Source organism: Pseudomonas sp. (genome assembly GCF_041601375.1).
Lineage (GTDB): Bacteria > Pseudomonadota > Gammaproteobacteria > Pseudomonadales > Pseudomonadaceae > Aquipseudomonas.
In genome coordinates this window covers 1-20,580 of the sequence record NZ_JBFIIG010000017.1, presented here as the reverse complement: position 1 = coordinate 20,580, position 20,580 = coordinate 1, and the positions used below count along the sequence as shown (strand labels likewise).

General features: G+C 64.6%; 19 protein-coding genes and 1 pseudogene. 9 read left to right on the top strand and 11 right to left on the bottom strand.

Annotation, left to right across the window (positions count from 1 at the left end; genetic code table 11):
• Positions 1-132: 132 nt before the first annotated feature.
• From ABZE94_RS04440 to ABZE94_RS04390, 11 genes are all read right to left on the bottom strand, one after another.
• Positions 133-1,053 (bottom strand): general secretion pathway protein GspK, encoded by a 921-nt coding sequence (locus ABZE94_RS04440; RefSeq protein WP_372874322.1) that lies wholly within the window; start codon positions 1,051-1,053, stop codon positions 133-135.
• Positions 1,031-1,696, bottom strand: coding sequence for a type II secretion system protein J (locus ABZE94_RS04435; protein WP_372874321.1), 666 nt, complete (start codon positions 1,694-1,696; stop codon positions 1,031-1,033). The genes ABZE94_RS04440 and ABZE94_RS04435 overlap by 23 nt, the downstream gene beginning before the upstream one ends.
• The gene (locus ABZE94_RS04430; RefSeq protein ID WP_372874320.1) at positions 1,696-2,244 is read right to left on the bottom strand and encodes a prepilin-type N-terminal cleavage/methylation domain-containing protein; all 549 of its coding nucleotides are present in this window, start codon (positions 2,242-2,244) and stop codon (positions 1,696-1,698) included. The genes ABZE94_RS04435 and ABZE94_RS04430 overlap by 1 nt, the downstream gene beginning before the upstream one ends.
• Entirely contained in the window at positions 2,237-2,701 is a 465-nt protein-coding gene (locus ABZE94_RS04425; protein ID WP_372874319.1) for a GspH/FimT family pseudopilin, read from the bottom strand. Before ABZE94_RS04425 ends, ABZE94_RS04430 begins: the two co-directional genes overlap by 8 nt.
• 9 nt (positions 2,702-2,710) lie before the next feature.
• Entirely contained in the window at positions 2,711-3,157 is a 447-nt protein-coding gene (gene gspG, locus ABZE94_RS04420) for a type II secretion system major pseudopilin GspG (protein ID WP_372874318.1), read from the bottom strand.
• A 17-nt stretch (positions 3,158-3,174) separates the two neighbouring features.
• Positions 3,175-4,395 carry a type II secretion system F family protein gene (locus ABZE94_RS04415; protein ID WP_372874317.1) on the bottom strand — a complete coding sequence of 407 codons (1,221 nt, stop codon included), beginning with the start codon at positions 4,393-4,395 and terminating at the stop codon, positions 3,175-3,177.
• Positions 4,396-6,117, bottom strand: a complete 1,722-nt coding sequence (gene gspE / locus ABZE94_RS04410) for a type II secretion system ATPase GspE (RefSeq protein ID WP_372874316.1) — start codon at positions 6,115-6,117, stop codon at positions 4,396-4,398.
• Positions 6,118-6,271: 154 nt separating this feature from the next.
• Positions 6,272-7,468, bottom strand: a complete 1,197-nt coding sequence (locus ABZE94_RS04405) for an ABC transporter permease (protein ID WP_372874334.1) — start codon at positions 7,466-7,468, stop codon at positions 6,272-6,274.
• Positions 7,469-7,859: 391 nt separating this feature from the next.
• Positions 7,860-9,074, bottom strand: coding sequence for an ABC transporter permease (locus tag ABZE94_RS04400; protein WP_372874315.1), 1,215 nt, complete (start codon positions 9,072-9,074; stop codon positions 7,860-7,862).
• Positions 9,061-9,756, bottom strand: a complete 696-nt coding sequence (locus tag ABZE94_RS04395; RefSeq protein ID WP_372874314.1) for an ABC transporter ATP-binding protein — start codon at positions 9,754-9,756, stop codon at positions 9,061-9,063. The genes ABZE94_RS04400 and ABZE94_RS04395 overlap by 14 nt, the downstream gene beginning before the upstream one ends.
• A complete protein-coding gene (locus ABZE94_RS04390) occupies positions 9,753-10,898 on the bottom strand; it encodes an efflux RND transporter periplasmic adaptor subunit (RefSeq protein ID WP_372874313.1) in 1,146 nt (381 codons plus the stop codon). Before ABZE94_RS04390 ends, ABZE94_RS04395 begins: the two co-directional genes overlap by 4 nt.
• A gap of 142 nt (positions 10,899-11,040) precedes the next feature.
• Here ABZE94_RS04390 and ABZE94_RS04385 point away from each other — a divergent pair, with 142 nt between their 5' ends.
• The 9 genes and pseudogenes from ABZE94_RS04385 to ABZE94_RS04345 all read left to right on the top strand — a co-directional run.
• Positions 11,041-11,961, top strand: a complete 921-nt coding sequence (locus ABZE94_RS04385) for a D-hexose-6-phosphate mutarotase (protein WP_372874312.1) — start codon at positions 11,041-11,043, stop codon at positions 11,959-11,961.
• Positions 11,962-12,443: 482 nt separating this feature from the next.
• Positions 12,444-14,006: a type VI secretion system protein TssA gene (gene tssA / locus ABZE94_RS04380; RefSeq protein WP_372874311.1), complete on the top strand. Its 1,563-nt coding sequence runs from the start codon at positions 12,444-12,446 to the stop codon at positions 14,004-14,006.
• A 33-nt stretch (positions 14,007-14,039) separates the two neighbouring features.
• Complete coding sequence (gene tssB / locus ABZE94_RS04375) at positions 14,040-14,546, top strand: type VI secretion system contractile sheath small subunit (RefSeq protein WP_372874310.1); 507 nt, start codon at positions 14,040-14,042, stop codon at positions 14,544-14,546.
• Between the two features lie 26 nt (positions 14,547-14,572).
• Positions 14,573-16,048 carry a type VI secretion system contractile sheath large subunit gene (tssC, locus tag ABZE94_RS04370; RefSeq protein ID WP_372874309.1) on the top strand — a complete coding sequence of 492 codons (1,476 nt, stop codon included), beginning with the start codon at positions 14,573-14,575 and terminating at the stop codon, positions 16,046-16,048.
• A gap of 8 nt (positions 16,049-16,056) precedes the next feature.
• Entirely contained in the window at positions 16,057-16,464 is a 408-nt protein-coding gene (gene tssE, locus ABZE94_RS04365) for a type VI secretion system baseplate subunit TssE (RefSeq protein ID WP_372874308.1), read from the top strand.
• 10 nt (positions 16,465-16,474) lie between these two features.
• Positions 16,475-18,019 (top strand): PAAR domain-containing protein, encoded by a 1,545-nt coding sequence (locus tag ABZE94_RS04360; RefSeq protein ID WP_372874307.1) that lies wholly within the window; start codon positions 16,475-16,477, stop codon positions 18,017-18,019.
• On the top strand, positions 18,012-18,431 hold the full coding sequence (locus tag ABZE94_RS04355) for a hypothetical protein (RefSeq protein ID WP_372874306.1): 420 nt from the start codon (positions 18,012-18,014) through the stop codon (positions 18,429-18,431). The genes ABZE94_RS04360 and ABZE94_RS04355 overlap by 8 nt, the downstream gene beginning before the upstream one ends.
• Before the next feature lie 74 nt (positions 18,432-18,505).
• Positions 18,506-20,296, top strand: a complete 1,791-nt coding sequence (gene tssF, locus ABZE94_RS04350) for a type VI secretion system baseplate subunit TssF (protein ID WP_372874305.1) — start codon at positions 18,506-18,508, stop codon at positions 20,294-20,296.
• A gap of 91 nt (positions 20,297-20,387) precedes the next feature.
• Positions 20,388-20,580 (top strand): annotated as a pseudogene (locus ABZE94_RS04345) (hypothetical protein); the annotation flags it as partial.

Genomic DNA, 20,580 nt, shown 5'->3' with positions numbered 1-20,580 from the left:
CGTTCCGCTTCAGCCGCGAATCCTTCGCAACGCCACAGAAGCTTCGCGGCTGAAGCCGCTCCTACAAAATTGTCATATCGCATAAAATCAATGACATACATGTTATTGATGAAAGCAGCGTTGCGCGGGCGGTCAGAGTTCGTCGGGCGCCCCCTGTAGCGAGGTGATGCTTAAAATCTGGTATCTGCTGCCAATCCCACCCCGCCGGCGAATGACCATGCGCTGGCGTGAAACAACGCTGTTCGCCTTTGTGACAACTGTATCGATAGAGTAGCTGATGCCTGGCACATTGCTGGCCAGCAGTTGCGGATCGATACCGGTAAACGGCGGCGGACTCAGCCCCTGTTCGTAGCTGCTGCGACGGTCCTCGATGTACTGGTCGACGCTCGACTCGGCGACGCCGGGCAGGGCCAGCAGTACCTGGCGCGGCGCCACCAGCGGATTGACTGCCGCGCGCCCTGAATAGAGGGTCAAGGCGGGCTTCACCTGGGCATAGAGTTGCGCCGTCATGCCCAGCACCTCGAGCAGTTCATCGAGCCGCTCGAACGGTCGATTGGCCGGGCCCGACAGGCCTGCCGCCAGGTATTCCTCGCGCTCGGCGCCTTGCAAGCGCCGCAGCTCATCGGTGTCGCGCCAATCCTGCACGGCGTCGGCCAGGGCCAGGGCCTCGTCCTGGCTCACCCCGGCCGCCAGGAACAGGCCCTCGAGCAACAGCGGGTTGGCCTTGTTCAGGTCGATCTTGCCCTGCTCGTCGCTGATCGCCACCTGCACGACCACACCATCCAGCTCGAGGCTGCGCTGGCTGCCGTCTGCCAGCCAGTTCGCCGTATTGGGCTGCAGCAGGCTCCACAGGGCCCAGTTGATCCCGGCATCGGTGGTCTGCCGAACGCTGGCGGCCTCGAGCAGATTCGCCGCCAGCTTCAGCTCGATCCGGCTGGTGCTGGAGATGTTCAAGGCGATCAGTGACAGCAGCACCAGCACCCAGAGCACGCCGAGCAGCGCAACCGCCCGCTGGCCACTCCTGCGCGCCTCATTCCACGGTTTTGATGGCATAGGCCAGCTCCCGAGGACCGACTATCAGTTGCAGCTCGTCCTCGCGCGGCGAGCTGATCCGCAACAATGCCGGTAACTGCTCGTGTTGTTGCCACTCGGGCTGCCAGTCAGGCTCACGCCCCGCGCGTTGTTCGAGGTAGGTGAATTGCAAGGGTTCGCTCAGGTCGTCGAGCAATATTTCCTGCTGGGCATCCAGGTCCAGGCTGGCCCCGAGCAACTGCCAGTCGACATTGCCATAGCCGTCGTAGGGCAAGTAGCGCAGCAGCAGTTGCCAGCTGCGCGGGGGCGGACCCTCCTCGACCTGGGACTGGGTCAGCTGCAGCCAGTAACGCTGGGGGCTGTTGTCGATTTGCGGCAGCCGGGCAATGAAAATCACGCCGTCGGGCTGTCCCCGGTAGGCCATCTGCAACTCGCCCTCGAGGTCGCGCACCAGCACCTGCTGCGGGCTCTCGAGCAGCCTGCGCAGCAGCGCCTGGGTCAGGTAGCGCGACTCCAGCACCTGCTGCCTGCGCTCGGATACCTCCCAGCTGCGCAGGCCCAGTTGCAAGCCGGCATAGGTCAACACCGCGAGCAGGCTGGCCAGCACCATCGCGATCAGCAGTTCGAGCAAGGTGAAGGCGCGGCGACGCGCATAGCCATGCATCAGCGGCGCTCCTCCACCAGGCGAATCGTGGTCAGGCTCACTTCCTGGGAGGCGCGCTCGCCCCAGCTGACCGTGACCCTGATCAAGCGCGGCGTGATCCGGCTATCGAGGAGCACGTCCTGGTTGCTGAACTCATAAGGCGCAACCTCGGCCTGCCAGCGATAGGGCGGCTGCAAGCGCCCTTGCAGGCGTTCGCTGCGCCGCGCCGTGAGCCGTGCACCGACCTCTGCCAGCTGTGACTCGGCCAGCTGCAGGGCCTGCTGATAGTGCCCCGCCGTCTCCAGCGAGCGCATGGATAGCGAGAGGATGCGGGTCAACACGCCCATCACCAGGGCCAGGATGACGAACGCGACCAGCACCTCGAGCAGGGTGAAGCCCGCCTGCCGCGCCTGTCTCGGCCGCTTGCCCGCAGGCCGCCCGGCAAGCGCAATCGGCGGCGACGCGTGGCTTGGCGCCGCGCCACCACGCCCAACAGAATCGCCCTGCCGGGCTCCGCGGAGCTCAGCCCGACCTACGGCGTTGAAATTTCCGGGCAGGCGGCTAGTCATCGATGCTCACCCGCCCTGTCAGCCAGTCGACTTGGATCGAGGCGTGCCGGCCACCTTCCCGGCTCAGGGTGATCGAACCGCCGCTGGAATAGCCTTCGGCAAAGAAGCGGATCGCCTGGTCCGCCTCGATGATCGGTTGCTCCGCCACGGCACTGCCGCGGCCGGCGCTCAGCTCCAGGCGAATATGCTCAGGCGGCCGGTAGGGTTCGTCCTCGGTACTGATGCTGAGCGCGGCCGGCTCCTCGACCAGCTGAACCTGGATGTCCTGGTTGAGCAGCACCGCCTTGCTGCGGGCATGGCGCAGCATGGCGACGACCTTGCGGGTTTCCGCCTGCAATTCGACTCCCGGCAACGCGTCGCCAAAACGCGGCGCCACCAGGGCCAGCGCCAGCGCCATGATGACCAGCGTGACCAGCACTTCGAGCAGGGTGAATCCCGCGTCCCGGGTCGTCGCCATGATCGGCCCTCATTCCCAGCTCAGCACATCACGGTCCTCGCCATCGCCGCCCTCGCGACCATCGGCGCCATGGCTCCAGAGATCGTATTCGCCATGCTGCCCCGGGTAGCGGTATTGGTAGTCGTTACCCCAGGGATCCTTGCGGATCACACTCTTCTTCAGATAAGGCCCATTCCATTGGTCGACATTGCGCGGCTGGGTGATCAAGGCATCCAGCCCCTGCTGAGTAGTCGGATAGCGGCCGACCTCCAGGCGATACAGGTCCAGTGCCGCACTGAGCTCCTGAATCTGCAGTTGTGCGGCCTTGGTCTTGGAGCCGCTCAGTTGCTTGAACACCTGCGGACCGACCAGGCTGGCGAGCATGCCCAGAATGACCAGCACCACGAGGATTTCCAACAAGGTGAAGCCGGGCGAAGGCCGTGGCCGGGGCATGGACAAAGGGATACGCGTGTACATGGCAACTCTCCTGAGGATCAGATCGGTAGTTCATTGAGGCTCATCACCGCCACCAGCACCGACATCACGATGCCGGCGATCAGGACCCCCAGCCCGACGATCAACAACGGCTCCATGATGGCGAGCGTGCGCTGCATCGAGGTCTCGACTTCGAGGTCGTAGGTTTCCGCCACCTTGAGCAGCATCTCGTCCAGGTGACCGGTCTCTTCGCCGACCTGGATCATCTGCAGCGCCAGGTCCGGAAACAATCCGGTGGCCTGCAGCGGTGCGGCCAGTTGGCGGCCTTGCTTGAGGCTGTCCGCGGCCAAGCCGATCTGCTCGACCATGGCCTGGTTGCCGACCACCTGACGGGCGATCTCGAGCGCTGGCAACAACGCCACCCCACCTTTCAGCAAGGTGCCCAGGCTGCGGCTGAAACGGGCGGTTTCGACCCGTTGCTGCAAGCCGCCGAGCAAGGGTAGGCGGAGGGTCCGGCGGTCCCACTGCAAACGGTAGTGCGGGAGCCGGAGCAAGTGCCGCAGCCACAACCCCAGAACAATCAAGCCGAGCAGCACCCAGCCGGCATAGCTGCGCAGGCCTTCGGCCACGGCCACGACGATTTGGGTGGCCAGCGGCAGGCTCGCGCCCATGTCATCGAACAACTGGCTGAACTGCGGAATCACGTAGGTGAGGATGATCAGCAGGGAGGACAGCGAAACCAGCAGCAGGATCAGCGGATAGATCAGGGCGGACACCAGCTTGTCGCGCAACCCCTTGCTGCGCTCCAGGTAATACAGCAGGTTGCGCAGCCCCGCGGCCAGGTCGCCGGACAACTCAGAGGCCTGCACCATGCTCACGTAGAAATTGGAGAAGGTCTGCTGGTCCTCGGCGATCACCCGCGACAGCGCTTGCCCGCGCTGCACGCCCTCGCGGATGCCGCCGACCAGGGTCAGCATCGCCGGGTCGCGGCTGACCTTGAGCATGATTTCCAGCGAGCGATCCAGGGCTACCCCGGCTTGCAACAGGGAGGACAGATACTGGGTGAATGCCAGGGTCAACTTGCCACCGCGCGGTCGCCGCAACAGCCGATCGAGGTCGACATGCAACAGCGATTGCCAGTTGACCTTGGCGTCCACCTCGATAGGGATCAGGCCGCGCGCTTGCAGCTGGCTGACGGCCGCCGTTTCATCCTGCGCTTCCAGCTCGCCCTGCTTGACTTCCCCGTCCTGGGTCACCGCACGAAAGTGAAAGAGCGTCATTCAACCCTCCTGCGTGACGCGCAGCACTTCTTCGATGTTGGTGGTGCCGTCCAGCGCCTTCAGGCAACCGTCATCGTACATGCTCAACATGCCCTCCTCGCGGGCCATCTGGCGCAAGGTGCCGGCATCGGCGTGCTGGAGGATCAGGCGGCGGATGGCATCGCTGAGGGTCAGCACCTCGATGATGGCAATGCGGCCGCGATAGCCGGTGCCGTTGCAGGCCGCGCAACCCTTGGCCCGATACAGCGTCACCGGCTGCTCGCCGGCCAGACGGTCCAGGCGCAACTCGCGGAGCATTTCCGTCAGCGGCTGGTAGGGCTCGCGGCACTGGGTGCAGAGCATGCGCACCAGGCGCTGGGCCAGCACCGCATTCAGGGTCGAGGTCAGCAGGTAGTCTTCGACACCCATCTCCAGCAGGCGGGTGATGCTGCTCGGCGCGTCGTTGGTATGCAGGGTCGACAGCACCAGGTGGCCGGTCAGCGCCGACTGGATGCAGATGCGCGCGGTCTCCAGGTCGCGCATCTCGCCGACCATGATCACGTCCGGGTCCTGGCGCACGATCGAGCGCAGAGCCGTGGCGAAGGTCAGGCCGATGGCCGGTTTGACCTGGATCTGGTTGACCCCCTCGAGCTGGTACTCGACCGGGTCTTCGACGGTGATCAGCTTGCTCTCGCTGGTGTTGAGGGTGTTCAGCGCGGTGTACAGGGTGGTGGTCTTGCCGCTGCCGGTGGGCCCGGTGACCAGCATCACGCCGTGGGGAATCTTCAGCACGCTCTGCAGGCGCTGCAGCGGCTGGGCGCTGAAGCCCAGGGCGGCAAAGTCGAGCACCACGCTCTCGCGATTGAGCAGGCGCAGCACCACGCTCTCGCCGTGCATGGTCGGCACCGTGGAGACGCGGATGTCGAGGTCGTTGCCCTGCACCCGCATCTCGATCCGGCCGTCTTGCGGCAGGCGCCGTTCGGCGATGTTCAGCCGCGCCATCAGCTTGATCCGCGAGATCACCGCCGGCGACAAGTGCACCGGCGGCGCCTCGGTCTCCTGCAGCACGCCGTCGACCCGATAGCGCACCTTGAGGCGGCTCTCGAAGGGCTCGACATGAATGTCCGAGGCACGCAGCTCCACCGCGCGCTGGATGATCAGGTTGACCAGGCGGATCACCGGCGCCTCGCTGGCGCGGTCGCGCAACTGCTCGACGTCGGCCACCTCGTCCTGCTCGGAGGGCTCGACCCGCGAGAGGATATCGCCCATCTGGCTCTGGCCCTGGCCGTGCATGCGCTCGATGGCGGCGTCGATCTCCGAGCCGAGGGCCACCCGCGGGGCGATCGGGCAGCCCGCTGCCAGGGTCAGCGCCTCGACCACGAAATGATCCTGGGGATCGGCCATGGCCACCCGCAACTGGCCGTCGTCGAACTCCAGCGGCAGGGCGCGGCATTCCTTGAGGAAGCGGTAGGACAGGCGTTCGGCCAACAGCGGCGACTCCGGAAAGTCGGCGGCGGCCACCCGCGGCAGGTCGAGCAACTGCGCGAGCTGCTGGGCGATGTCCTGCTCGGATACCAGGCCCAGGCGACCCAGCAGGGTCGCCAGCGACAGCCCTTCGGCCTGCCCGGCCTGCATGCGCAGGACACGCTTGTAGTCCGCCTCGGTCAAGCGCCCAGCCTTGACCAACGCCTGCCCGAGATCGAGCGGCTCGACAGCAGTGGTATCACCTTGCGCGGCTTGCATAGTGTTCCAGCCTCGGGCTCGACCTACTGCACACGACTCCCTCGTGATCGCTCAGCGCCCACATGATCCGTTTCAATTTTGCGACATGTCTCACTATAGACGCTGGCTTACGGACCGTCGGATAGCCTGCGCGGCGGCCAGATCGACGGTGAGGTCACTCGCTGCGCAACGCATCCACCGGATGCAGACGCGCCGCACGGCGGGCCGGGGCGATACCGGCGAATAGGCCGATAAGTGCCGACAGCAGCAGCGCCAGCAGCAGGAAACCGGGCGCCAACTCCAGCGGCAGGCCGGGCAGGCTCAGGTGCAGAACCGCCAGCAGCAGGGCCATCAGCAACAGGCCGAGCACGCCGCCGGCCAGCGACAGCAGTCCCGCTTCGGCGAGAAACAGCCCCAGCACTTGCCGCGGCGTGGCGCCGAGGGCGCGCAGCAAGCCGATCTCGGCGGTGCGTTCGCCGACGGTGGTGGTCATGATGGTGAGAATGCCCACGGCCCCCACCAGCAGGGAGATGCCACCGAGGGCGGCGACGGCGATGGTCAGGGTGCCGAGGATGCGGTCGAGGCTGGCGAGCATGTCGTCCTGGGTGGTCAGGCTGAAGTCTTCGACGCCATGGCGCTCGATCAAGACCTGGCGGATCCGCCCGCTCAGCTGCCGCGAGCTGGTGCCGGCGCTGAACATCACATTGATCTCCATCAGGCCGTCGCGGTTGAACAGCCTCTGCGCCCAGTCCACCGGAATATAGGCAATGTCGTCGAGGTCGAAGCCGAGCAGTTGGCCCTTCTCCTCGATCGCCCCGATCACCCGGAAGCGCATGCCGCCAACCCGTACCCGCTCGCCCAGGGGGTTGGCCGCACCGAACAACTCCTGGCGCAACTTGTGCCCGAGTACCGCATAGGGCGGCGAGCGGCCGGCGCGGGCCGGCGGCAGGAACTGGCCGAGGGCCAGACGAAAATCCCAGGCCTCGGCCAACTGGTGGCCGCCGCCGATGATGTCGCTGTTGCGGCTCATCACTCCGTACTGGATGTCGCCGCTGCCCTGGATGATCGGCACCACCGCCTCGACATGCGCCAGACGCCCGAGGGCGGCGGCATCGCTCAGGCTCAACGGGCGCACGCTGCTGAGAATGCCGCCGAGGCCGCCGGTCTGGGTCTTGCCCGGATGCACGGCGATGATCCGCGTGCCGAACTGCGAGAAGCTGTCCAGCACGTAGAGGCGCAGGCCCTCGCCCATCGCGGTGAGCAAGGCCACCGCAGCGATGCCGATGGCCACCCCGAGCAGGGTCAGCAGGCTGCGCAGCGGCCTGCTGGTCAGCGCCGAGGCGGTCAGCTTGAAGCCGTCCTGCCAGCGCATCATGGCCGCAGGCTCCAGGCCACAGGCACCTGTAAGAGGAGTCGCCCCGTCTTCGACGCCGCGCTGTCGCGCAGCAAACTGGAGGCAGTCGCATCTGTCGGCTTGTGGGCACTTGTAGGAGCGGCTTCAGCCGCGAAGCTTTGGCTGTGCTGCGAAGAATTCGCGGCTGAAGCGGAACGCCGCCCGGCCGCTCCTACAGAAACGTCATAACCCATAAAATCAATGAGCGACGGGTTGTTTGATAGGAGCGAGTGACGCCTGGTCGCCGGCCCGCGAAAACCAGACCGTACAAGCGCATCGCGGGCATGGCCCGCTCCTGCGCAAGACATACGGCGGTTCACCTCGGACCGCGCGCCCGCCCCGCAGGGGGCGCCACGCGCAGCATGGCGCTTCATGTTCGTGCCCCCGGCGGGCGCAGCGCCGCCAGCGGCTCCATGCACGCCGCCTGGTTGGCCGGCAGCCAGGCGAACAGCAAGGCGGCGAGCAGGGCCAACAGCAGCGAACCGACGCGGGCCCAGACCGGCGTCTGCAGGGGGATCTCCCACAACTGGCGGCCGAACCAGAGCAGCGCCTCGCTCAGGCCCAGACCGATCAGGCCGCCGGCCAGGGCCAGCAGCGCCGCCTCGCCGACGAACAACGCGCGCACCTGCGCCGGCCGTGCGCCCAGGGCCTTGAGCAGGCCGATCTCGGCGGTGCGCTGGTTCACCGCGATCCAGGTCACGTTCATGATCAGGATGCCGGCCACCAACAGGCTGATCGCGGCGATTCCGGCCAGGGCCAGGCCGAGGGCCTGGAGAATGCCGTCGAAGGCGGCCAACATGCTGTCCTGACTGATCAGGGTCACGTCCTCCTTGCCCTCGTGACGGGCCTTGATGGTCTCGAGGATCTGCCGCTTGCCGCTGGCGAGAAACTGCGGCCCGCGCAGTTCGGCGAACACCCGGAACAGCCCCTCGCGGTTGAACAGCATCTGGGCGCTGGCCACCGGGATGATCAGCATCTCGCCGAAGTCCATGCCCAGCGATTCGCCGCGCTCGCCGAGAATGCCCACCACCCGGAAGCGCCGATCGCCGGCGCGCAGCCACTGGCCCAGGGCCGGACGCGCGCCGAACAACTCGCGCCTGAGGCTGAGGCCGATCACGCAGACCGCCTCGGCCTGATCCAGGGGCAGCGCCGGCAGGATCTGCCCCTGGGCCACGTCGAGCTGGCGGATGGCGAAGAATTCGTGACTGGTGCCCAGGGTGAAGGCCTCGCGCACCCGGTTGCCGACGCTGACCTCGACCTGCCCGGCCTGCAGCGGCGCGACCCGCCGTACGCCGGGCAGGCGGCCGATGGCCTCGGTGTCGCCCAGGGTCAGGTCGCGGGTGGCCAGGCCGGTCAGCGGCGGCATGCCGCCGCTGGTTTCCTTGCGCCCCGGCAGCACGATCAGGGTATTGCGCCCGAGCAAGGAGAACTCGCCGATAACGAACTGCCGCGCGCCCTCGGCCAGGCCGGTGAGCAGGTTCACCGCGACCACGCCGATGGCCATGGCCAACAGCAACATCAGGCTGCGCGAGCGGTGGCCGCGCAGGGCGCCGAGCATCAGGCCGAGGGCGTCAGGGGCGCGCATCGCCGGGCTCCTGGCGGATGTCGTCGATGATCTGGCCGTCGCGCATGCTCAGGCGGCGCTGCGCCCGTCCGCCGATGGCAGGATCGTGGGTCACCACCAGCAGGGTCAGGCCCTCGCCGTTGAGTTCCTCGAGCAGCGCCACCACCTCGGCGCCGGAATGACTGTCGAGGTTGCCGGTGGGCTCGTCCGCCAGCAGCAGCGCCGGCTGCATGACCATGGCGCGGGCGATGGCCACGCGCTGGCGCTGGCCGCCAGAGAGTTCACCGGGGCGGTGCTTGACCCGGTCGCCGAGGTTCAGCCGCTCGACCAGGCGCGCGCTGCGCCGCTGGCGCTCGGCCGGTTCGAGCCCGGCCAGGAGCATCGGCAGCTCGATGTTCTCCAGGGCGGTCAGGCGCGGGATCAAATGATAGGACTGGAAGACGAAGCCGATATGCCGGCTGCGCAGTTCGGCGCGGCGGTTCTCGTCGAGCGCTGCGGTGGCCTCGCCGTTCAGCCAGTACTCGCCGCTGTCGGGCGCATCCAGCAGGCCGATGATATTCAGCAGGGTCGACTTGCCCGAGCCGGACGGCCCCATCACCGCCAGGTACTCGCCGGGGCTGACCTGCAGATTGACCTGGTCCAGGCCCATGACCCGCTGATCGCCGAGGATGAAGCAGCGGCTGACCCCGCTCAGGCGAATCATGGCGCGGCCTCATCCTCGGCGATCACCGCCACCCCATCGGCCAGGCCATCCTGCTCCAGGCTGGCGAGAATCCGCTCGCCCTCGCTCAGCCCTTCGAGCACCTCGGTCCAGCGCCAGTTGGCCAGGCCGGTGCGCACCGCCACTTCGCGCAGCACCCCCGCGGCCGGGTCATAGCGCAGCACCCGGCGCCCTTCCAGCAGGGTTTCGGTGGGGATGCGCAGCGCCTGGGGATGTTGCTCGATGAGCACTTCGACGTCGGCGCTGTAGCCGGTCAGCAGCGCCAGTTCGCTCGGCACCGGGTCGAATCGCGCCTCCACATCGACGGTGCGCGCCTGGCGCTCGAGGTCGCGGACGAAGGGCGCGATGCGGCTGACCTGGCCCGCGAAATGCTCGCCGCGAAAGGCGTCCAGGCTGATCCGCACCGGCATCCCGGGCTTGACCCGCGCCGCATCCACCTCATCGATCGGCGCCTCGACATACAGGCAGCTGTCATCGATCAGGTCCACCGCCGGCGGGGTTGGAATGCCCGGCGGCGAGGGCGTGACGAACTCGCCGACCTCGCCGTTGATCTCGGCGATGATGCCGGCGAAGGGCGCGCGCAGAGTGGCCTGATCGAGCAGCGCGCGCTGCAGGGCCAGGTTCGCCTCGGTTTCGCGGATCGCCGAGGCGGCGGCGCTGCAGGCCAGCGCCGACAGCCGCGCACGGGTGGCGCTCTGATCGACCCGATCCTCGGCCACCAACTGGCGTTCCTGCAGACGCGCCAGACGCTGGTGGTCGCGGCGCTCCAGTTCGGCCTGCAGGCAACGCTGCTGGCGCTGGTTACGCAAGCCGTCCAAGCGCGCTTCGACCTCGCGCACGCGGGCCTGCAATTCGTCCTGGCGCAAGCGCATCAGCACCTGACCGGCCTCGACCCGCTGGCCCTCCTCGACCAGGCGCTCGCTGACCTGGGCGCCCAGGTTGAACGACAGCTGGGTACGCCGGCAGGCCTTGAGCGTACCGGCACGGGTATTGGCCACCAGGGTCTCGACCGGCCCGCGCTGCACCGTGACCAGACGCACCGGCAGCGGCTGCGGTCGATTCCACCACCAGAACGCCGCCACCAGCGCCAGCAACAGCGGCACAGCCACCAGAATCTTGCGCATCGCAGCCTCCCTTCGCTCGGGTTCAGCCTAGGCCAGGGGGAACCAGGCAACAATGCGCCAAGTCAGTGAATCGAGTGGCCTGGCCTTTGCCGGCACAGCGGTTCACACTTTCCATGAAGAAGAGCAATCGAGGAGCGCAGTCATGAACGGAACCGAACAACGCCCGCTGGTCGAGCGGGTGGAAATGAACCAACTGGCCTGCTGGCGCGTGCGCACCGCCAACGCCGAACTGCTGGTCGCGCAACAGGGCGCGCAGATCCTCAGCTACCAACGCGATGGCGAGCAGCCGCTGATCTGGCTCAGCGAACAGGCCGAATTCAAGCACGGCCAGGGCGTGCGCGGCGGGGTGCCGGTGTGTTGGCCCTGGTTCGGCGACCTGCGCCGCAACCCGGAGCAGGTGCAGGCCATGCATCAGCCCGGGCAGATGATAGTGCCGGCCCATGGCCTGGTACGGTCGCTGGACTGGCAACTGCTCGGCATCGACAGCCAGGACCACAGCGTCGTCCTCGACTTCGTCTTCAACAGCGTCGAGCAGCCGCAGGCGGAATGGCCGCATGCCGCCGAGCTGAAGTTGCGCATCCGCCTCGACGACCAGCTGCACCTCGAACTCGACACCCGCAACCTCGGCGACACGCCCCTGGCCTTCAGCCAGGCCCTGCACAGCTACTTCGCCGTCAGCGATATTCGCCAGGTGCGGGTCGAGGGACTCAGGGGCTGCCGCTACATCGACAGCCTGGACAACTGGCTGGAACGGCAACAGCCCGACACCCTGAGCTTCCACGGCGAAACCGACCGCATCTACCTGGATACCCCGGCGCAGCTGAGCATCGTCGACCCCGCCTGGCAGCGACGCATCCGGCTACACAGCAGCGGCTCACGCTCGGCCGTGCTGTGGAACCCCTGGATCGACAAGGCCAGGCGCCTCTCGCAATTCGCCGAAGACGCCTGGCAGGGCATGCTCTGCATCGAGCACGCCAACGTCCTCGACGATCACGTCCTGCTCGCCCCCGGCGCCCAGCACCGGCTCAGCGTCAGCCTGTGGAGCGAAGCCTTGCCGGGCTGAGACGACAAGCCACTGACGGCTTGATTGCCGTCAGCGGTGCCTCGCGTTGCATATCCGTCCGCAGCGCCTCGCGTTGCATAAATAGCGCAGCAAAACCCCTACATCCCTCACATAAATGAGCAGTTGAATTTCAACTTCTGTGATGCGCCACTACTTTGCCAGTAAGTTATCGCCTACACGAAACGATCATTATCTCGCACGCGCATAAAACACTTTGAAACTTGCGTATTGGCTCGCAGAAATAACGGGAACTATTGTCCCGGCGATAACTCCTGCAATCTTCGTCGCTGCAATGCACTTCACACTTTCAACGGTTGCCCCTTGGCCATCATGGGGCTAGGATGCCGGCCTCACAGGGACTTTGCGCAACTTGTTGCACATACAAGTGCGCAAGAAGTTGCGCAACTCAGGCAATTCAAAGCATGCCACCGGATATGGGACCGCTTAATTCCGAGTTGCCGGATCAATCAATGAGTCATGGAATGACCTACTCGAACAAGCTCACTGCCCATTATTTGCAACTGGCCAAACTCCCCATTAATGAAGGGGACTTTGCCGGCAGCGACGTGCGCTATTCCAGCGAATACGAAGTTCTGGAAAACGAGCTGGGCAAGGCCACCGCGCTGCATGAAACCGTGGCCATCGACTGGCAAAAAGTCCGCGAAAACAGCGAGCTACTGCTCAGCGCCCACTCCAAGGATCTGCGCGTCGCCGCCTGGCTGATCTGGGGCCTGTACCAACGCGAATCCTTCCCCGGCCTGCAAGCCGGTCTCAGCCTGCTGCACTACCTGTGCCTCAACCACTGGGACGAGCTGCACCCACGCAAGGCGCGCACCCGCGCCGCCGCCATCAGCTGGTTGATCCCACGGCTGGAACAGGCACTGGCCGAGCATGTACCGATCGGCGAGCAACTGGCGCTGTTCCGCAGCCTGGCCGAGCAATTGCGCGCCCTCGAGGCCTGCCTGTCCACCCAACTGGGGGAAGAGGCGCCGCTGCTGCTGCCGCTGTGCCGGCGCCTCGACGAGCTGGTCAGCCGCGCCAGCCAGGGCCAGCCGGAGCCGGGCAGCGTCGGGGCGGCGCTGGCCCAGGTCAAGCAGGTCGCCAGCCAGATGCTCGCCCCCGGCGCCCCTGTCGAAAACGAGAAAGAGGCGCACAAGAGCCTGCGCGGCCTGCAAGACCAGGCACGGCCGCTCTGCGCTTACTGGTTGAAACAAAAGGCCAGCGACCTGCGCGCCCTGCGCCTGGCGCGCACCCTGCTGTGGCTGCCGATCGACAGCCTGCCGGAGCGCAACGCCGAACAGATCACCGCCCTGCGCGGCCTGCCGGCGGACAAACTGGCCAGCTACCAGGAGCGTTACCAGAACGACCAATACACCGACCTGCTGGTCGACCTGGAAGCCAGCATCGCCCGCGCGCCCTTCTGGCTCGACGGCCAGCATCTGGTCTGGCAGTGCCTGCAGGGCCTGGACGCCGAGCAGGCGATGCGCGAGGTGGAAATCCAGCTGGCGCTGTTCATGCAGCGCATGAGCGGCCTGGAAGAACTGCGCTTTCACGATGGCAGCGCCTTCGCCGATGCCCAGACCCGCGCCTGGCTCAGCTCCCATGTCATGCCGCACCTGCAGGCCCCGGTCACCGCCAGCGCCCCGGCGGCCAACGAGGGCGGCAGCCAGCCGGCCTGGGAAATCGCCCTGCAGGAGGTGCTGCCGAAGCTGCGCAAGGACGGCCTCAAATCCGCCGTGCAACAACTGAAAAAAGGCTTGGCCAAGGCCCGCGGCGGCCGTGAACGTTTTTTCTGGCAACTGACCCTGGCGCGCCTGTGCTACAGCGCCAAGAAGTACGAGCTGGCCAAGACCCAACTCGAATCGCTCGACCAGACGCTAAAGGCCACCGGTCTTGGCGACTGGGAACCCGATCTCGCCCTGGACGTACTGCGCATGCTGCACAGCTGCTGCGAGCTGCTGCCGCAGAACCACGCGGTGCGTGAAAGCAAGGAAGAGATCTACCGCAGGTTGTGCCACCTCGATCTCGAAGTGGTACTGGACTAGGCCCTCGGGCCATAACCGCAAAGGAGAACACCCATGGCCAAAGAAGGCTCGGTAGCCCCCAAGGAACGCATCAACGTCACTTTCAAACCGTCCACCGGCGGCGCTCAGGAAGAGATCGAACTGCCACTGAAACTGATGGTGCTCGGCGACTTCACCCAGCGTGCCGACGATCGCAAGATCGAAGACCGCAAGCCGATCAGCATCGACAAGAACAGCTTCGACGAAGTGCTGGGCAAGCAGGAGCTCAACCTGACCTTCGGCGTACCCAACCGCCTGCAGGACGAGCCGAGCGACGACGAACTGGCCGTACAGCTGCGCATCAACTCGATGAAGGACTTCAACCCGGCCAACCTGGTCGAACAGGTGCCCGAGCTGAAGAAGTTGATGGAACTGCGCGACGCGCTGGTCGCCCTGAAAGGCCCGCTGGGCAATGCCCCGGCTTTCCGCAAGGCGATTGAAAGCGTACTCGCCGACGACGACTCGCGTGAGCGCGTACTCGGTGAGCTCGGCCTCGCCGCCCAAGGCAAGCTGGATTCCTGATCTCAATTAACAAGGAAGCTAATTTAATGAGCACAAGCGCAGCAGTGGAAAGCGGCCGTAGCGCCGCCGAACTCGGCATTCTCGACCGCATCATCGCCGAGACCAAACTGACTCCGGACGACGAAGCCTATGACATCGCCAAGCGCGGCGTGTCGGCGTTCATCGAAGAGTTGCTGAAACCGCAGAACGAAAACGAGCCGGTGAAAAAGGCCATGGTCGACCGCATGATCGCGGAAATCGACGCCAAGCTCAGCCGGCAGATGGACGAAATCCTCCACAACGCCGAGTTCCAGGCCCTGGAATCATCCTGGCGCGGCCTGCAGCTGCTGGTGGACCGGACCAACTTCCGCGAGAACATCAAGCTGGAGATCATCAACGCCTCCAAGCAGGATCTGCTCGACGACTTCGAAGACAGCCCGGAAATCACCCAATCCGGCCTGTACAAGCACATCTACACCGCCGAATACGGCCAGTTCGGTGGCCAGCCGGTCGGCGCCCTGATCGCCAACTACTTCTTCGACCCGAGCGCCCCGGACATCAAGACCCTGCAATACGTTGCCAGCGTCGCCACCATGTCCCACGCCCCCTTCATCGCCGCCGCCGGGCCGAAATTCTTCGGCCTGGAAAGCTTCACCGGCCTGCCGGACCTGAAGGACCTCAAAGACCACTTCGAAGGCCCGCAATTCGCCAAATGGCAGAGCTTCCGCGAGCAGGAAGACGCCCGCTACGTCGGCCTGACCGTGCCGCGCTTCCTCCTGCGCAACCCCTACGATCCGGAAGACAACCCGGTCAAGACCTTCGTCTACAAAGAGAACGTCGCCAACAGCCACGAACATTACCTGTGGGGCAACACCGCCTACACCTTCGCCTCCAAGCTGACCGACAGCTTCGCCAAGTTCCGCTGGTGCCCGAACATCATCGGCCCGCAGAGCGGCGGCGCAGTGGAAGATCTGCCGCTGCACCACTTCGAAAGCATGGGCGAGATCGAAACCAAGATCCCGACCGAAGTGCTGGTCTCCGACCGTCGTGAATACGAACTGGCCGAAGAGGGCTTTATCGCCCTGACCATGCGCAAGGGCAGCGACAACGCCGCGTTCTTCTCCGCCAACTCGGCGCAGAAGCCGAAGTTCTTCGGCATCAGCGCCGAAGGCAAGACCGCGGAACTGAACTACAAACTCGGCACCCAACTGCCCTACCTGTTCATCGTCAACCGCCTGGCCCACTACCTGAAAGTGCTGCAGCGCGAGCAGATCGGCGCGTGGAAAGAACGCACCGACCTCGAACTGGAACTCAACAAGTGGATCCGCCAGTTCGTCGCCGACCAGGAAAACCCCAGCGCGGAAATCCGTGGCCGTCGTCCGCTGCGCGCCGCCCAGGTGATCGTCAGTGACGTCGAAGGCGAACCTGGCTGGTACCGCGTCAGCCTCAACGTGCGCCCGCACTTCAAGTACATGGGTGCCGATTTCACCCTGTCGCTGGTCGGCAAGCTGGACAAGGAGTAAGCATCCTGATGGCCGGGTACGGAAGTCTATTCGAACGCCTCGGCGGCGAAGCCAGCCAACGTGCTGGCTGGAGCCGCGAGGTCGCCGCCATGGCGTCGGTGGCGACCCACCTGGCCAAAATGCTCAGCACCCGGGCGGGCAGCGTGCAAACGCTGCCCGACTACGGGTTGCCCGATCTCAACGATATGCGCCTGTCGCTGCACGATTCGCTGCAACAGGCGCGTATCGCCATCGAACGCTTTATCGAAGCGTACGAGCCGCGTTTGCGCGAGGTGCGGGTGATTTCCCTGCCCCGCCACCACGATCCGCTCAGCCTGTGCTTCGCCATCGAAGGCCTGCTGGACGTCGAAGGCTGCAAACGCCAAGTGAGTTTCTCCGCGAGCCTGAACGGCAGCGGACAGGTCAAGGTCAATTAAGGAGAGCCCCATGTCCGGTAAACCCGCCGCCCGCCTCAACGATCCCACTTCCTGCCCGATTCCCGGTCACGGCACCAACCCGATCGCCGCTGGCTCGCCCGACGTGCTGTTCGACGGCCTGCCCGCCGCCCGCATGGGCGACGCCTCCGCTTGCGGCGGCGCCCTGGCCAGCGCGGTGATCCCCACCGTCCTGATCAACAGCATGCCGTCGACCACCGTCGGCACCGTGGGTAGCCATGGCAATACAGTGACGGCGGGTTCCGGGACGGTGATTATCGGGATGAGTGGGGGCGGGGCCGCGTTCAGCGCGCCTTCTGTCATGCCCGCGGCGGCGGCGACTCCCAAAGCTTCGGCTGAAACTTCGACTACGGCAACAGCAACAACGGCGGTGGCAACTGCGGTGGCAACGGCCTTGGTCGACGCTTTCATTCCAGCGGCGCAAGCGGCTGAGGCTTCAAGCGAAGAGCTGGACTACCGACTCCGCCTGAAGTCCGGAGGCAACCGTGTCCTCACTCCGTTGGGAATACCGGACTACAAAGAGCTAAAGAAAGGAACTACGAAGAACAGCGAAAAAATCGATTTTTTGGTGCACAACCGCAAGCAGGTTGCGGATAACCTGACTCTCGAAGTGCTCGACGGCAGCACCGTGGTATACGCAGAACCTAACACCGCGACACTGCTGCCCATCGGTGAACACATTTGGCAGTGGGACGGTTATAACCAGGCAGGCGTTCTCGACACCAAGGTACTGAAGAGCCCGGACCTGATGTTGCGCTTGACGGCGGTAAGAGGTGGTCAGCGGCAGATTGTTGAATTGAGGCTATCGAACAAAGCCAAGGAAGTAGATTGGGTTGACAGCAAAATCGACCGTAATGCCCGAACAGTTGAAGTTACCGTGCGGCCAAGCTTCTCCGATGGCGGCGTCAAGGGAAGCATCCCCGGACTTACTCCAACACCTTATGAGCAGCGAGAGTCCTTTGCCAAAGCAGGGATCGAATTGCACTGGTCGCGCAACGGCACCAGAGCACCCGGCATAGGTAACGCCATCAGCGCTGCGCGGGGAGCATACCAGTTAACCGTCATTGCAGACTTGGGCAACGAACCCAAAGCAGCGACATTCCCCCTGACCGAGAATCTGACGAGCGACGGTGGACGCTCAACTAGTTTCGGGATCTTCCGCAATATTCATCACAACTTGGGTTGGGCTTATTCCAGCTTCGCAAAAGCCAAGATCTCCAATGCTGAACTGACCGCAAGGGATTATGCGTGTGAAGACTTTCTGTACACAGCCGCTCACGAGTTCGGACATTTAATTCTGAATAGCTATGGGGACGGCGGTTTAGTACCCCACTACTCGTGGACTCATAAGGGTAGTTCGACCCTTATGCAAAACGAGATCGAAGGCACCGAAACCCCTCGCTCTGGAGAAGTGGATGTCATGCATTACTTCATGCACCACACCGTAAACAGCCGAGATCGCTGGAGCCGGACGGTTGCAGCCGAAGAGGATGCCAAAGGCCTTATCTGGCTGGCCCGGGTGAAGTTCCATGACTAATGGATCAAACGCTGTCGCACTAATCACTATGCTGACGAGCTTGAGTGCCTGCACCTCGCAAAAGCTGTTTAGCAACGAAATTTATCTATTCAATAATTGCGGTCAAACGCTGCAAGTCGTTGTCGCCCACGACTCAAATATTGACCTTCCCGAACGGACATTGACCGTTCTTCCCGGCGGCCGAGAACTCATCGGACTCTACCGCGCATCTCAAAAAGAAGATGTCATCGGACAGATTCAGGACGCATACGAACTGAGAATTTCCGGCAGGAATGGTGCATCTCTACAGGTAAATGCACGCACGTTAAAAACCCACCTGCAGCACGTGGAAAAAATCGAGAAAGGTGTCGCACGACAATGGGTCATCGAAAACCCATTGTTCTGCCCAGGCAAAGGTACTTCGGTACCCTGAATCAAACACCCCCCACATGTCCTCCAAAGCCAAGTTATTCACCTGCAACGGTACATCCTGAAAGGAATCGGTCAGTGTCTTTCAACCACTACTACCAGAGCGAGCTCACCGCCCTGCGCCAGCTCGGCAAGCGCTTTGCCGAGCGCAGCCCGGCGTTGGCGCCGTTTCTTGGGCAGAGCGGGCGCGACCCGGATGTCGAGCGGCTGCTGGAAGGCTTCGCCTTTCTTACCGGGCGTCTGCGGCAGAAGCTCGACGACGAGCTGCCGGAGCTGACCCACTCGTTGATGCACCTGCTGTGGCCGAACTATATGCGCCCGCTGCCAGCCTTCAGCATGCTGCAATTCGACCCGCTACAGCGCCCCGGGCCGGCGTTGCCGGTGCCGCGCAATACACCGGTGGAGGCCAAGCCGATCCAGGGCGTGACCTGCCGCTTCCGCACCTGCTATGCCACCGAGGTGCTGCCGTTGGCGCTCAACGGCCTGGATTATTCGGTCAAGGGCGACGGCGCGCTGCTCAGCCTGCGCCTGGCGATGAGCGCCGACGGTCATCTGGGCGATCTCGACCTCAAGCAGCTGCGCCTGCACCTGGCCGGCGAGCGTTATATCAGCCAGTTGCTCTACCTGAGCCTGCTGAATCACCTGGGCGGCATCCAGTTGGTGCTGCTCGATGGCGCCGGCAAGCCGCTGGTGGATGCTTTCGATCAGCCCGTCGCGGCCTTGAAGTTACCCGGCAGCAACATGCAACCGGTGGGGTTTGCCGAAGACGAAGCCTTGATTCCCTATCCGCTGAACACCTTCCGCGGCTACCGCTACCTGCAGGAATACTTCGCCTTCCAGGACAAGTTCCTGTTCGTCGACCTCAAGGGCCTGGATGCGCTCAAGCGTCTGCCGGCGGATCTGCTCAAGCAGGCGCGCGGCATCGAGCTGCGCTTCGATATCCACAAGGCCGGGGGGCAGCGCATTCGCCCGACCCTGGATAACGTGCGCCTGTACTGCACGCCGGTGGTCAACCTGTTCACCCACGACGCCATCCCGATCCGCCTGGACGGCAAGCAGGATCAGTACCTGCTGCTGCCATCCGAGTTCGATTCGCAGCACTGCGGGGTGTTCTCGGTGGATCGCGTCACCGGCTGGAAGCCCGGCGGCAAGGGCTATGAGGAGTACGTGCCGTTCGAGTCCTTCGAGCACGACGCCAGTTTCGATGTGCCCCACGCCCGCCCGCATTACAGCGTGCGCCAGCAACCGTCGATGCTCGGCGACGGCCTGGAGACCTACCTGAGCTTCGGCTTGCGCAACCTCGACCAGCACGAAACGCTGTCGATCGAGCTGACCTGCACCAACCAGAACCTGCCGCGCCAACTGGGCCTGGGCGATATCTGCCTGCCCAGCGAGGACACCCCGGAGTTCCTCAGCTTCCGCAATATCAGCGCGGTGACGCCGAGCTATGCGCCACCGCTGCACCGCGATTTTTTGTGGAAGCTGATCAGCAACATGTCGCTGAACTACCTGTCGCTGGCCAACGTCGAAGCGCTCAAGGTGATCCTCGAGACCTACGACCTGCCGCGCTACTACGACCAGCACGCGGAGAAAGTCAGCAAGCGCCTGCTCAACGGCCTGAAGAAGATCGGCCATCAGCACGTCGATCGCCTGCACCGCGGCCTGCCGGTGCGCGGGGTGCGCACCGAACTGACGATCAACCCCGAGGGCTATGTAGGCGAAGGCGACTTGTTCCTCTTCGCCTCGGTACTCAATGAATTTTTCGCCCTGTATGCCAGCTTGAACTCGTACCACGAGCTGCGCGTACAGAGCACACAGGGAGAGGTGTACCAATGGACGCCGCGCATGGGGCAACAGCCCCTGCTATGAGACTCCGCGCAAAGGCATGCGAGCTAGAGCCAGGCAAGGCGAAGACGGGCGAAGAAGTGCTTGGAGTCGCACCCGACTTTACGAGGTGTAAATGAGCATTCTGAGCCCGACTTCAACGCCGCCTGGCCGAAGCGCAGCTGACTTTGAGCCGAGTCTCACCCGACTCAGCCGGGGCATCCGCGAATACAGCCTGTTCCAGGGTGTGCAGCTGGTGCTGGAACGCTTGCAGGCCGCCCATCCCGAACTGGATGAGGAGGCGCTGTATCAGCGCTTGGAACTGCAGG